Here is a 13,689-nt window from a genome sequence, read left to right as displayed (position 1 = left end):
TTAAAACCAAGTCTTGTCTGTTTATGTCGAGTCGACATCACAAGGCATTCACCTTAAACCGTGCAAACCCCATAATTTTTGTCATCTAATTCGCATTATGCCCAGAACTCCATTAACCTTTTTACAAGGACATACTAAACAACCGCTTTTCTATGACAGCATCTTCAACACAATGTGAGGCCTGCAGGGATGCGCAGCCACTCGCATTCGATTTTACCATGGCATTCCAGCCCATTATTCAGCTCTCTACGCATTCCATTTATGCCTACGAGGCACTTGCCCGTGGCAAAGACGGTAGCGGTGCGGGCAGTGTGTTTCAGCATGTCAACAAAGAGAATCAGTATCAATTTGACCAAACCTGCCGCATCAAGGCGGTCAAACTCGCGGCCGAACTATCTATCCCTTGTTACCTCAGCATTAACTTTATGCCTAATGCGGTGTACGAGCCAGAGCGCTGTATCCGCACCACGCTGAAAGCGGCGAATGACTATAACTTTCCGCTCAACCGGATTTTATTTGAGTTCACCGAAGGGGAAGAAGTCCTTGATTACAGCCATATTCAGCGCATTATTCGCTATTACCGTTCACAAGGTTTTTTAACCGCAATCGATGATTTCGGTGCCGGTTATTCCGGTCTTACCGCGCTGGCCAGCATTAACACGCATATGATTAAGCTGGATATGGCACTGATACGGAATATTGACACTGACGTTACCAAGCAAACCATTGTGCGCCACAGTGTCGCCATGTGCCACGAGCTAAGCCGTCAAATTATTGCCGAGGGTGTTGAAACAGAAGCCGAGCTTCAGTGTCTCGTTAGCTTAGGCGTCGACTTCTTTCAAGGTTATTACATTGCCAAACCCGGGTTCGAGTGTTTACCGCCTATCAATCAAGCACCTGGATTAGAAACCTTCCACCGTCAATAAGATGACGGCTCAGCGAGTCTTAGCGCTCGCTGTTTTAACTCCCTCACAATCACAATTGATAATCTTTCTCACTATCAACTTTCAAGGTATACTGTTGCGCCATTACCGCGTTGAACAGGTGTAAAGAATGAATGGTGAATCGCTGAACGCACGTGGCCTCTCCCGGCGTCAATTCTTACAAACAACCGCAGCGGTGGCAGCCCTTTCCACCCTACCCGCTTGCTCATTAGTCTCTGCGTCTCGACAAAACGAGCAATGGGAATACCATCTCAGCGCCGAGCCCAGTCAGGCCGAGTTGGTTCCCGGTCATCAGACCGAGGTCCTCGCCTTTAATGGCGACATACCAGCGCCCACGCTCCGCTGCCGCCAAGGCGAGCCAGTGACGATTCACTTTACCAATAACCTCAACGAACCCACCACCATTCACTGGCATGGGTTACGTATCCCCATTGAAATGGACGGTGTTCCTTTCTTATCCCAAGCGCCTATTCAGCCCGGTGAAACCTTTACCTATCGTTTTACCCCACCGGATGCCGGCACCTTTTGGTACCACCCGCATATGAACTCTGTCGTGCAGTTGGGTAAAGGGCTGGTCGGTGCGATTGTGGTCGAGGAAGTCACGCCTGTCGTGTTCGATGAGGAGCACACACTGACACTTAAGCACTGGCATCTCGACCGGCAAGGCCATTGGAAAGATCTCGCCATTCCACGCTACAGCGCGCGCATGGGGACACCCGGTGAGTGGGGCACCGTGAATGGTATTCATCACCCTGAATACACACTGCAAGAAAAAGCGACCACACGGCTGCGCTTAGCCAATGTGGACAATACGCTCACCTATCCGATTCAAGTGCGCGGCGCAGAAGCCTGGATAATCGCCATCGATGGTAACCCGATTGCCACACCACGCCGACTAGAGGAGCACAAGATAGCCCCAGGGATGCGGCTAGATATTGGCCTGATTGCACCAAACGCTGGCGAAAAAATCGAGGTGATGCATATGAAAGGTGACTTTCCTTTCTTGCTGGCAAGCTTTACCTCGACGCCTTCTCATTTGGAAGACAAGCCATTGCCCGCTTTGCCGCTCAACCCCGTCACGCCGATTGATTTAGCCAACGCCGAAACCCGCCACTTTGTGTTTGAGTGGGCAGGGGCGATCACACCGGCCGATAAACAAGGCAAAGGGAAACACGAATTTTGGCTGATGAATAAACGCGCTTGGGAGGGAATGAGTAAAGGTAATATTCCTGAGCCGATCGCCAAACTGGAACGCGGGAAGACCTATATCTTCGATTTAAAAAACGTCACGCAATACCATCACCCTATTCACCTGCACGGTCATACCTTTACCGTCCTCGAAATGGATGGCAAACCGGTCACGCCATTCCACACTGACACCGTGCTGTTGGGTAAAAATGGCCACGCCAAGGCAGCGTTTGTGGCCGATAATCCGGGCCGATGGATGTACCATTGCCATGTTATTGAGCACATGAAAACCGGCCTGATGGGGTTTGTCGAGGTCGCATAGCGGCCAAATCACACCTATAAAAAACGGCGAGCACTTGGCTCGCCACTTTATGTCGTCACTCGGTTTTCACCCGCTGCAATTAACTGTCCTTTTCCGTTTTAAAGCGATTAACTAACTCTGATAGTTCTGAGGCCACCACACGCAGCTCGGCGGCTGTTGCATTGGTTTGCTCTGCCGTTGATGCTGCACTGTTGGCACCTTCCAAAACACTGGTCACATTCTGATTAATATCTTCCGATACCGAGTGTTGCTCTTCTGTCGCCGTGGCAATTTGTGCCGCCATATCGTGAATTTGTCCTACCAAATTTTGGATGGTGTCAAAAACACTCAAGGCCTCTTCCGTCGCTTCAGTGGTGGTTTGTGAATGCTCAACACTGCCTTGCAGCTTTTCAGAGAGCTGGTTGGTGCGTTGGGTTAAGGCCTGCAACAGTTCATCGATCTCTTCGGTTGATTTGGTGGTTTTTTGCGATAGCACCCGCACCTCGTCTGCGACCACCGCAAAGCCTCGTCCATGTTCCCCGGCGCGCGCTGACTCAATCGCCGCATTAAGCGCAAGCAAATTGGTTTGCTCGGCAATGCCTCGAATGGTATCCAGCATGGCGGTAATATTGTCGTTCTCTTTGGTGAGCTCCGCCATCGCGCTATCTGCTTCGTTGAGCGTGGTGGCCATTTCTTGCACCGCTGCACGCGTGTTATTCATCAATGCCATGCCTCGGTCCACTTCTGACTGGCACTGCTGGGCGGAGTCCGCCGTTTGATTACAGTTTTGCGATACCTCGTTGGCCGTGGCCACCATTTGATGGAACGCGGTGGCAATTTGCTCTAGCCCTGAGCGCTGCTGATGACTAGCACCATCCAGCTGCTCGGCAAATTGGGTGGTTTGATCGGCATGAGACGACAGCTTGGTCGATCTGTCCTTTATACCGATGATCAGCTCTTGAATCACATCCACAAACTGATTAAACGCGCCCGCCGTTTTGCCCAGCTCATCCTCGCCACGCACCGGTAAACGTTTGGTCAGATCGCCATCGCCACTCGCGGCATCGCTCAGCCCGTCGCTGACCGCAATGATGGATGCCGATATACGGTGGATCATAAAGTAGCCAAGCACACCGAATGCAAGCACGAGGATCAGACTGATGGACAGGATCACCGTTTGCAATTGCGTTACTTGGCCGAGTACCTCTTGCTGCGGCACAATACCAATCAGTCGCCAACCACTCTCCGGTGCTTTGTACTGGTTGACAAAGTAGTCTTTGCCAGCAAAGGAGACGGCGGTAAGTGATTCACTAAAATTCCCACCGCTGTAGACACTTTCGACACTCCGGGCAGGCTCAAAGTTATTGTCTGGGTTGTTCGGATCAGCAAGCACGGTGCCCGTGTCTTCCACCAACACAATATAGCCCGACTCACCGAGGGTGACGTCGCCTAACATATTTGTCAGCGCTTCTAGCGTAACATCAACACCAATCACACCACGCAAACCGTCTTGCGCCTGAAACTCCATCACATAATCGAGCAGAGGTGCGCCAGTGTTCACATCTTGATACGCCGGTACACGCACTGGGTTGTTGCCACTTCCCTGACCCGTTTGGTACCAAGGGCGCTGGCGTGGGTCATAATCCCCCAACTCTCCTTGTGGCCATTGAATGTACCCACCATCGCTCAGCCCAAGAAACACATAGGCGAAATCCTCTCGTGAGTCCCCCATGGATTCCAACAAACCATACGCCCGTGCCTCGACTGGGCTGTTTTGCTCAGAGGTCATGGTTTTCGTCGGGCCCATATATTTGGTGACTGAGCTATCCAAGCGTTTAAGCGCGTCGCTATTACCCAGCATTTTGGCGTTTGCCGCCAGCCCTTCTAAGTAGAATTTAAACGCATTGCCTATGTGCTGCATTTCTTTGTATGAGCTCTGCTCATAGCTTTGCAATGTACTCGTTCGAAACTGATAGAGTGACACAATAGCGATAATGAGGGTAGGCAGGATAACGCCTGTCAGGACAACAACGAGTAATCGTTTTTTAATACTCATACTGACCTCCGTCAGTGACAGCACATAGGAGCATGTTGGTAAAAAGAGGAGTTGTGTTGTTTTAAACTAGAACAACCATTAATGACAACCTAATAAATAACGCATTTACCCTAATTTTACTGAGTGAACACATCAACATGCTCGTATTTTTAGACAAAAGTAACTCCTCGGCAGACATCGATTGCATGATGGGGCAAAAATCAATATATTAGATAAATCTAAATTATCAAGGAGGTTCCATGACTAAGAAAAACTATCAGGAAATCAATCAGCAACAATTGGCGCTTAATAAACAATTCAAAGCACACAGCAGTGACACCCTATCCGCATTCGGACAGCTGCACCGGGCGGCAATGGCTGAGGGCGATCTTGACGTAAAAACCAAAGAGTTAATTGCACTAGGGATTGGTATTGCCGCACGCTGCGATGGCTGTATTGGTGCACACGTGGCCGCCGCTCTCAAACATGGCGCAACCAAACAAGAGTGCGTAGAGACCATTAACGTCGCAATCGTGATGGGTGGCGGCCCGTCATTGATTTACGGCTCTCAAGCACTGGAGGCGGTCGAGCAACTGAGTGAGGCGTAACCGTAGTCGATACCTAAAAGCAGATAGCTAACAAAATAAAACGCAGCCATCTCTGGCTGCGTTTTTCGCGTCGTCGTATGCGTTCAGGGAGGGCTTAACCGCGGTAATACCGCTGCGGCACAAACGGCATTTTCTCAACGGTCATGGGCAGTTTTTTACCACGCACTTCGGCGTAAACCTCGGTGCCGGGGGCAATAAACTCAGGCGGGAGGTAACCCATCGCCACGGGCATCCCTTTGGTGGGGCCAAAGGTGCCGCTGGTCACCACGCCGATTTCATTATCGTCTGCATCAAACAGTTTGCTGCCTTCACGGACAGGGGCTTTGCTTTGGCCCACCAACCCAATGCGCTTGCGGCTCACCGCTTTGGTAGCGATTTGTTCAAGGATTTTCGCTTCACCGGGGAAGCCACCCGCACGCTCACCATCGGCGCGACGCACTTTACTGATTGCCCAGATCAAGGTTGCTTCAACCGGCGTAGTGGTGGTATCCAGATCGTGCCCATATAAGCACAGTCCGCATTCAAGACGCAGCGAATCACGCGCACCCAAGCCAATCCATTCTACCTCGTCGTAAGCTAACAGTGCTTTGGCGAGAGCTTCTGCATGTTCAGCCGGGACAGAAATTTCGAATCCATCTTCGCCGGTGTAACCTGAGCGACTCACCACGCAGTGAATGCCATTAATCTCAACCGGTTGAATGTCCATAAACACCATATCGTTTACGGTTGGGTTGAATGTCGCCAGTACTTGCGCCGCTTTGGGACCTTGTAGAGCCAGCAAAGCACGATCTTCTAGGACCTCGACCGATACATCTCCTGTCAAATTATTGCGCAGGTGCTGAATATCCTGCGCTTTGCAGGCGGCATTCACGACTAAGAAAAGGTGATCGCCTAAGTTGGCAATCATCAGATCATCTAAAATGCCACCTTGCTCGTTAGTGAACAGTGCATAGCGCTGCTTTCCTTCTGGTAAATCCAGTACATCAACCGGGACTAATCCCTCTAATGCTTTCGCTGCATCCGTGCCATGAAGACGAATTTGTCCCATGTGGGACACATCAAACAAGCCCGCATGCTCACGACAATGGAGGTGCTCTTTGCGCACGCCCAACGTATATTGCACTGGCATATCATAACCAGCGAATGGAACCATTTTTGCGCCCATATCAAGATGCAAGCCGTGTAACGGGGTCGTCAGTAACTCTGCCATTGTTCACTCCATATTGCGCCGGCGGGCCTCTTGCCCACGTTAAGCGATGTATTTGTGTCGTTGGTTAGGAAGCGGTTACCCATAAGATCAGTGCATCGGCATCACTGACAGAGGCCAACATGTGCCCCATGGTAGCGTCGTAATACACACTGTCGCCCTCATTGAGGATGATCGCTTCGTAAAATTCGGAAAAAAATTGGATGCTACCTTCCAGCACCAATAAAAATTCTTCGCCGTCATGGCGGATCCAGTCGCTATAGTCTTCAAAAGCGCGCGCTCTGACCCGCGATTTAAACGGCATCATTTTTTTGTTGCTAAGCTGCGTCGCCAACAGCTCATGTTCGTAGGTACCGGTAGGATGCGCTTTTCCCTGACCTGCTAGCGTCACGTCTCGCCGGCCTGTTGCTTGCCGTTTTTTTGGCGGCGCAAACAGTTGCGGAATATCGATATCCAAGCCGTGCGCGAGCTTCTGCATCGCTTGGAAGGTTGGGGATATCTGCTCATTTTCAATTTTGGACAATGTCGAGCGAGCCAACCCAGTCCGTTGGCTTGCCTCTTCAAGCGTAAGCCCAAGTCTTACCCTGACTGCTTTTAAGCGCGGGCCCAGCCGCAATGGCGCAATGGGCTCGCGCGTTTCACCCTCACGTTGCGATCGTTCAACCTGCATCGACGGATACACATCCTGTGTTGATTGGTCTGTTGTCACCTGCTTTCGCCTCTATCGGTTGTCCCGCTATGTTTGACGCTTTAACACTTTTAACAAAAAAGTTTCCTATCGGAAAATACCGGTACCATAAACGTGACGTAACCAGCGAATTGGTGAAAGCAGGCAACCTATCACGCTCACCCCAAACTGAGCCCTCTCACTCTATTTATCGTAAAAACAAAGTATTACACACTTTTTTATTTACCCATTATTCAATGAACGACGAGTCCCCTCCGAGCATTCACCGACATTGATTTGCAATTTACCCTCGCTTAAGATAAAAAGGCAATCGTTTGCGTGACTGTGCAATAGTATCAAAAGGGAAGGTTTTGTCTCTAGGATCACAACATAGGTTTCTTATTGGAAATTTATTTTGCGGAAAAGTGAACGCTTAGGTACGTTAACAAAATGTTTAAATCAACAGTGCGCGTATTCATCGATCGCGACTGTTGAGTGCAACGTGAAGCAATGTCGACATCTTCGATGTAGGACAGCATGAATAATGACAAAAACGTACCTTACTGATTGAGGAGACAGGCCATGAGTCACAGCATGTTTGACCTGTTCAAAGTTGGTGTTGGGCCTTCAAGCTCCCACACCGTAGGCCCGATGGTGGCCTGTGCACGCTTTACGCAATACGCGGCACAAACGCTCTCAGTGACCGACATCGAGCGTGTCAAAGTGGACTTATACGGATCACTAGCGCTCACCGGGAAAGGTCATGCCACCGACGTCGCCTGTGTGATGGGATTGATGGGCGAAATGCCCGCGACCATAGAGTCAGATGAAATCGATACCATGACCAAGCTGGTCAAAAACGGCGGCGAACTCCCCTTTGCTGGACGCCACTACATCCCATTCAATTGGCAGGCAGATATTGCCTTTCACTATGAGCAAGTACTGCCCGAGCACCCCAACGGGATGACAGTCAGTGCATACGATAAAGCCGGTAACTGTTTGGCCAGCAAGACCTATTTTTCTGTCGGCGGCGGCTTTGTGGTAGAAGAAGGCGAAACCGATGCATTGGCAACAGATTTTGTCCCTCCTCACCCGTTTAATAGTGCGGCGGAGTTGCTTGACCAATGTGCAAAAACGGGCATGTCCATCAGTGAGCTGATGTTTACTAACGAAGTGGCACGCGCGCGATATCACGATAGTGGCGCCACACGTGACACGGTTAACCAGGGACTGGATCATATCTGGCAAGTGATGCGTGAGTGCATCGATAGAGGTATTAAACAAGGTGGCGTGTTGCCGGGGGGTTTAAACATTAAGCGGCGCGCTAAAGGGATGTACGATGCGATTCACGACAAACAAGCGCATGGGTTACCGACTGATACCAATGACTGGGTCAACCTCTTTGCGATGGCGGTCAATGAAGAGAATGCCGCCGGTGGCCGAGTGGTCACCGCCCCAACCAATGGCGCAGCGGGCGTGATCCCTGCCGTGCTGGCGTATTACGACAAATTTGTGTCGCCCAATAACCCAGACGGGATCCGTACCTTTATGGCCACCTCCGCGGCTATCGGCTCTTTGTACAAGACCAATGCCTCCATTTCGGCCGCAGAGGTCGGTTGTCAGGGAGAAATTGGCGTCGCGTGCTCCATGGCAGCTGGCGGCTTAGCCGCGGCGATGGGAGCGAGTAATCAACAAATTGAGAACGCCGCAGAGATTGGTATGGAACATAACCTAGGCCTTACGTGTGACCCGATTGATGGCCTCGTGCAAGTTCCCTGTATAGAACGCAATACCATGGGCGCCGTCAAAGCCATTAACGCGACCCGATTAGCCATGGGTGGCGACGGCGAGCACCACGTCTCGCTTGATAGCGTGATCAAAACCATGCATGAGACCGGGCTCGACATGATGAGTAAGTATAAAGAAACCTCACAGGGTGGCCTCGCCACCAATGTGATCCCGATTAACGTCGTGGCCTGTTAGCCACCATCGCCAACAAGGAAAGCGCAATGAAACCGAGCTACCCGAATGTAGAATTGGAGCAGTTTTTCTCCACTAACTTATCGGAATCCGATGGTGCTGTGATGTCGGCAGTGCAGGCCGAACACAAACGTCAGCATCAGCAAATTGAACTAATCGCCTCGGAGAACATCGTCTCGCAAGCCGTGATGCAAGCGCAAGGCACCTGCTTAACCAATAAATACGCCGAAGGCTATCCGGGACGCCGCTACTATGGCGGCTGCGAGCACGTTGATGAAGTCGAAGCCATCGCCCAAGCCCGCGCCAAACAGCTGTTTAGCTGTGAGTATGTCAACGTACAGCCGCATTCGGGCGCACAAGCCAACGGCGCCGTCATGCTGGCGCTACTGCAACCCGGTGACACCATTTTAGGCATGTCACTCGATGCTGGCGGCCACCTCACCCACGGCGCGCGACCTGCGCTATCAGGCAAATGGTTTAATGCGGTGCAGTACGGGGTGAACAAAGACAACCTAGAGATTGATTACGATGAAGTCGCGGTGCTAGCACGTGAGCATAAACCTAAGATGATCATCGCCGGTGGCAGTGCGATCCCGCGCCAAATTGATTTTGCCCGTTTCCGCGCGATTGCTGATGAAGTGGGGGCCTATTTGATGGTCGATATGGCACACATTGCTGGCCTAGTGGCCACCGGCGCACACCCATCGCCACTGCCCCATGCACATATTGTCACTACCACCACCCACAAAACCTTACGTGGTCCACGGGGCGGGATGATCCTCACCAACCACGAAGATATCAACAAAAAGATCAATTCTGCGGTATTCCCTGGTCTGCAAGGCGGTCCGTTGATGCACGTGATTGCCGCCAAAGCCGTGACATTCGGTGAAGCGCTGGAGCCTGAATTCAAACTGTATATTGATCAAGTGGTTGCTAACGCCAAAGTCCTGGCCGAGGTCCTACAAACACGTGGCTGCGACATTGTGACGGGCGGCACCGATACCCATCTGATGCTCGTTGACCTACGTCCAAAAGGCCTAAAAGGCAACCAAGCGGAGCAAGCGTTAGAACGCGCTGGCATCACCTGTAACAAAAACGGTATCCCATTCGATACCGAGAAGCCAATGATCACCTCCGGCATTCGCCTCGGCACCCCTGCCGGCACTAGCCGTGGCTTCGGCACTGCGGAGTTTCGCCAAATCGGCGAATGGATAGGCGATGTGTTAGATGCTCTGGTCGAGGCACCAGAGGGCAACGCCGAGATTGAAGCACGTGTTCGCAAAGAAGTGCAGCAACTGTGTGCCCGCTTCCCGCTTTATCGCCAGTCATAACGGCATGAACCAACCAGTGGGATAACAACATAGCCAATCACGACTGATACGAACATTATAGAGACATAGAAGGCGGTGTCGTCACCCAAACACCGTCTCAGTTTACATTGTAAATCGCTCAACGAATGAGCAACTCGTATTTTTAGCAGGAGAGTAACAAATGGACGCGACACTAAAGTTTTCTGAAAGCCATGAGTGGGTCAAAGACAACGGCGATGGCACGGTGACCATGGGGATCACCGATCATGCCCAAGGCCTGCTGGGCGATGTCGTGTTTGTCGATCTGCCCGAGGTTGGCGACAGTACTGAAAAAGGTGAAGGCTTCTCATTGGTGGAGTCGGTGAAGGCAGCGTCTGATATCTATGCCCCGGTCGATGGCGAAGTCATTGCCGTCAATGAGGATCTTGAAGATAGCCCAGAGCTAGTTAACGAGGCGCCCTTTGAAGGAGGCTGGATTGCCAAAATTAAGCTGGCTGACGACACCAATTTGGATCATCTAATGGACGCGGACGCATACACCGCCGCCATCGACGACTAATTCAGGACGACTATCATGACGCATACTCGTTTACTCGATAGCCTAGTGGCCGATAATGACTTTATCGCTCGCCACAACGGCCCAGATACTCAGCAACAAAGCGCGATGCTGGCGGCGATCAATGCCACCAGCCTCGAGCATGTGATTGAAGAAACTGTCCCTGCCGATATCCGCTTGCCACAGCCGCTAAACCTCAGCGCCCCCAAAAGCGAAACCCAGATGTTGGCGGAACTGAGCGACATTGCCGCGCAAAATACCATTAAGCGCAGCCTGATCGGCCAAGGCTACTACCACACGCATACCCCACCGCCTATTTTACGCAATGTGCTGGAAAATCCTGGCTGGTATACCGCTTATACGCCTTATCAGCCCGAGATCTCGCAAGGCCGACTCGAATCGTTGCTGAACTTCCAGCAAATGGTGATGGACTTAACAGGGATGGATTTGGCCAACGCGTCGCTGCTCGACGAAGCCACTGCCGCGGCGGAAGCCATGACCCTGTGTAAGCGTGGCGGCAAGCACAAAGGCAACGCGTTTTTTGTTGCCAATGATGTGCACCCACAAACGCTGGACGTGATTAAAACGCGCGCCAATTTCCTCGGCTATGACATCATTGTTGATCAGGCGGACCAGCTGAATCAGCACGACGTATTCGGTGCCCTGCTCCAATATCCGGGCACCACCGGTGAAGTGCGCGATCTCAGCACGCTGATTGCAGACGCACAAAGCAAGAAGACGCTGGTTGCGGTCGCCACCGATCTGCTTTCACTCACTGTGCTCAAAGCGCCGGGTGAAATGGGCGCGGATGTGGTGATTGGGTCGGCACAACGCTTTGGTGTGCCCATGGGTTACGGTGGCCCACATGCCGCCTTCATGGCGACACGCGACAAGCTCAAGCGCACCATGCCCGGCCGCGTGATTGGCGTATCGGTCGATAGCAAAGGCAATCAAGCTCTGCGCATGGCGATGCAAACGCGTGAGCAACATATTCGCCGTGAAAAAGCGACCTCCAATATTTGTACCGCCCAAGCACTGCTGGCTAACATGGCCGCTTTTTATGCTGTGTATCACGGCCCTGAAGGCTTGAAGAAAATTGCCCGCCGAGTGCATCATCTCACCGCACTGTTCGCCAAATCGGCACAAGCGGCGGGCTTGAGCCTTTCCCACGACAGCTTCTTTGATACCGTCACGCTTAACACAGGCGAGCAAACCGACGCCTTGTATCAAAAAGCACAGGATGCCGGCTTTAACTTGCGTAAATTAAATGGCCAACTCGGCGTGAGTTTCGATGAAGCGAGCACGCTGGCAGAGGTCAATCAATTGCTTACCGCGCTCACCGGTCAAGGCAATGCAGAAAGCGTGGCTAGCGATATTGAAGCCGATGAATTTGCCGCGATCCCTGCCGCATGCCGCCGCACCAGTGCATACCTGACGCACCCCGTCTTTAACCGCTATCACAGTGAAACCAAGTTGATGCGGTATATGAAGGCGTTGGAAAACAAAGACTTCTCCCTCACTCACGGTATGATCCCACTGGGCAGCTGTACCATGAAGCTGAATGCCGCGGCCGAGATGATCCCCGTCACCTGGCCAGAATTTGGTGCCCTGCACCCGTTTGTGCCATTGGAGCAAGCCAAAGGTTATCAAACACTGGGTAAATCACTGCGTGACATGCTGTGTGAAATCACCGGCTACGATGAGATCTCCATGCAGCCGAACTCAGGTGCACAAGGGGAGTATGCGGGCTTAATCGCGATTCAGCGCTACCATGAAAGCCGTGGTGACAGTCACCGCAACGTGTGCTTGATCCCAAGCTCTGCCCACGGTACCAACCCTGCTTCCGCGGCGATGGTCTCAATGAAAGTGGTAGTAGTTGGCTGCGATGACGATGGCAACATCGATATTGACGATCTGAAAGCCAAGATCGATAAACACCGCGATGCGCTCTCGTGCATTATGATCACCTATCCGTCGACACATGGTGTATACGAAGAAACCGTGCAACAAGTGTGCGCGCTAGTACACGATGCTGGCGGCCAAGTTTACTTGGATGGCGCCAACATGAATGCGCAAGTGGGGCTGACCACACCGGGCTACATTGGCTCAGACGTTTCGCACCTCAACCTGCACAAAACCTTCTGTATTCCCCACGGTGGTGGCGGACCGGGCATGGGGCCAATTGGCGTGAAATCGCACCTTGCGCCTTTCCTCCCCGGTCATGTGGAGCAAGGTGATGAATTTGCCGTGTCGGCCGCACCAATGGGTAGCGCCTCGATTCTTCCTATTTCATGGGCGTACATCGCTATGATGGGTGAACAAGGCCTAACGCGCGCGACCGAGTTAGCGATTCTCAGTGCCAACTATGTGATGGAGCGTTTGCGTCCCTACTACCCCGTGCTTTATCGCGGTAAAAACGGACGCATTGCGCACGAATGCATTATCGACATTCGTCCGCTCAAAGAGGCATCTGGCATTAGCGAAGAAGACATCGCCAAACGTTTGATGGATTATGGCTTCCACGCACCCACCATGTCGTTCCCGGTCGCGGGCACTCTGATGGTTGAGCCGACCGAAAGTGAAAGCCAAGAAGAGTTGGATCGCTTCTGTGATGCGATGATTGCCATTCGCGAGGAAATTGCCAAGGTGCAAGACGGTGAGTGGACGCTGGAAGACAACCCATTAGTCAATGCGCCTCACACCCAAGCGGATCTGATGGCTGACGAGTGGTCTCACGCCTATTCACGTGAGCTGGCTTGCTTCCCATCTGCCCATAACAAGGCAAGCAAGTACTGGCCATCGGTCAACCGTGTCGATAACGTCTACGGCGACCGTAACTTGATTTGTTCTTGCCCTAGCATTGAAAACTATATGGATGAGTAATCCAATCCGC

The 13,689-nt window shown here is 52.0% G+C and carries 10 protein-coding genes; 7 read left to right on the top strand and 3 right to left on the bottom strand.

What is annotated here, in order from left to right:
* The first annotated feature begins 152 nt into the window (after positions 1–152).
* Together BUQ98_RS14935 and BUQ98_RS14930 are read left to right on the top strand one after the other, a co-directional pair.
* Positions 153–926 (top strand): EAL domain-containing protein, encoded by a 774-nt coding sequence (locus BUQ98_RS14935; protein ID WP_074214581.1) that lies wholly within the window; start codon positions 153–155, stop codon positions 924–926.
* Between the two features lie 127 nt (positions 927–1,053).
* Positions 1,054–2,454, top strand: coding sequence for a multicopper oxidase family protein (locus BUQ98_RS14930; protein WP_074214580.1), 1,401 nt, complete (start codon positions 1,054–1,056; stop codon positions 2,452–2,454).
* Positions 2,455–2,533: 79 nt separating this feature from the next.
* On the opposite strand, the gene BUQ98_RS14925 is transcribed toward BUQ98_RS14930, so the two are convergent.
* Positions 2,534–4,489 (bottom strand): methyl-accepting chemotaxis protein, encoded by a 1,956-nt coding sequence (locus BUQ98_RS14925; RefSeq protein WP_074214579.1) that lies wholly within the window; start codon positions 4,487–4,489, stop codon positions 2,534–2,536.
* 239 nt (positions 4,490–4,728) lie between these two features.
* Between BUQ98_RS14925 and BUQ98_RS14920 the strand changes: the two genes are divergently transcribed.
* The gene (locus tag BUQ98_RS14920; protein WP_046075710.1) at positions 4,729–5,076 is read left to right on the top strand and encodes a carboxymuconolactone decarboxylase family protein; all 348 of its coding nucleotides are present in this window, start codon (positions 4,729–4,731) and stop codon (positions 5,074–5,076) included.
* A gap of 94 nt (positions 5,077–5,170) precedes the next feature.
* Here the strand turns inward: BUQ98_RS14920 and gcvT are convergent, their stop codons facing one another.
* Positions 5,171–6,286 (bottom strand): glycine cleavage system aminomethyltransferase GcvT, encoded by a 1,116-nt coding sequence (gene gcvT / locus BUQ98_RS14915; protein ID WP_074214578.1) that lies wholly within the window; start codon positions 6,284–6,286, stop codon positions 5,171–5,173.
* Between the two features lie 64 nt (positions 6,287–6,350).
* Positions 6,351–6,953 carry a helix-turn-helix domain-containing protein gene (locus BUQ98_RS14910; RefSeq protein WP_074214577.1) on the bottom strand — a complete coding sequence of 201 codons (603 nt, stop codon included), beginning with the start codon at positions 6,951–6,953 and terminating at the stop codon, positions 6,351–6,353.
* A gap of 579 nt (positions 6,954–7,532) precedes the next feature.
* On the opposite strand from BUQ98_RS14910, the gene BUQ98_RS14905 reads away from it, so the two are divergent.
* From BUQ98_RS14905 to gcvP, 4 genes are all read left to right on the top strand, one after another.
* The gene (locus BUQ98_RS14905) at positions 7,533–8,933 is read left to right on the top strand and encodes an L-serine ammonia-lyase (protein ID WP_074214576.1); all 1,401 of its coding nucleotides are present in this window, start codon (positions 7,533–7,535) and stop codon (positions 8,931–8,933) included.
* A 26-nt stretch (positions 8,934–8,959) separates the two neighbouring features.
* Positions 8,960–10,261 carry a serine hydroxymethyltransferase gene (locus BUQ98_RS14900; RefSeq protein WP_074214575.1) on the top strand — a complete coding sequence of 434 codons (1,302 nt, stop codon included), beginning with the start codon at positions 8,960–8,962 and terminating at the stop codon, positions 10,259–10,261.
* A 160-nt stretch (positions 10,262–10,421) separates the two neighbouring features.
* Positions 10,422–10,799, top strand: a complete 378-nt coding sequence (gcvH, locus tag BUQ98_RS14895) for a glycine cleavage system protein GcvH (protein ID WP_074214574.1) — start codon at positions 10,422–10,424, stop codon at positions 10,797–10,799.
* Positions 10,800–10,814: 15 nt separating this feature from the next.
* On the top strand, positions 10,815–13,679 hold the full coding sequence (gene gcvP, locus BUQ98_RS14890; RefSeq protein ID WP_074214573.1) for an aminomethyl-transferring glycine dehydrogenase: 2,865 nt from the start codon (positions 10,815–10,817) through the stop codon (positions 13,677–13,679).
* Positions 13,680–13,689: the final 10 nt, after the last annotated feature.

The sequence above is a fragment of the Salinivibrio sp. ES.052 genome, from assembly GCF_900141775.1.
In the GTDB taxonomy this organism is placed as follows: domain Bacteria; phylum Pseudomonadota; class Gammaproteobacteria; order Enterobacterales; family Vibrionaceae; genus Salinivibrio.
Note: the sequence above shows the minus strand (reverse complement) of the source record. Positions and strands in the feature narration are given on the sequence as shown.

Coding starts and splice junctions, on each gene's coding strand:
- gcvH (WP_074214574.1), top strand. CDS start 10,422: ATGGACGCGACACTAAAGTTTTCTGAAAGCCATGAGTGGGTCAAAGAC.
- gcvP (WP_074214573.1), top strand. CDS start 10,815: ATGACGCATACTCGTTTACTCGATAGCCTAGTGGCCGATAATGACTTT.
- BUQ98_RS14935 (WP_074214581.1), top strand. CDS start 153: ATGACAGCATCTTCAACACAATGTGAGGCCTGCAGGGATGCGCAGCCA.
- BUQ98_RS14910 (WP_074214577.1), bottom strand. CDS start 6,953: ATGCAGGTTGAACGATCGCAACGTGAGGGTGAAACGCGCGAGCCCATT.
- BUQ98_RS14925 (WP_074214579.1), bottom strand. CDS start 4,489: ATGAGTATTAAAAAACGATTACTCGTTGTTGTCCTGACAGGCGTTATC.
- BUQ98_RS14905 (WP_074214576.1), top strand. CDS start 7,533: ATGAGTCACAGCATGTTTGACCTGTTCAAAGTTGGTGTTGGGCCTTCA.
- BUQ98_RS14930 (WP_074214580.1), top strand. CDS start 1,054: ATGAATGGTGAATCGCTGAACGCACGTGGCCTCTCCCGGCGTCAATTC.
- BUQ98_RS14920 (WP_046075710.1), top strand. CDS start 4,729: ATGACTAAGAAAAACTATCAGGAAATCAATCAGCAACAATTGGCGCTT.
- gcvT (WP_074214578.1), bottom strand. CDS start 6,286: ATGGCAGAGTTACTGACGACCCCGTTACACGGCTTGCATCTTGATATG.
- BUQ98_RS14900 (WP_074214575.1), top strand. CDS start 8,960: ATGAAACCGAGCTACCCGAATGTAGAATTGGAGCAGTTTTTCTCCACT.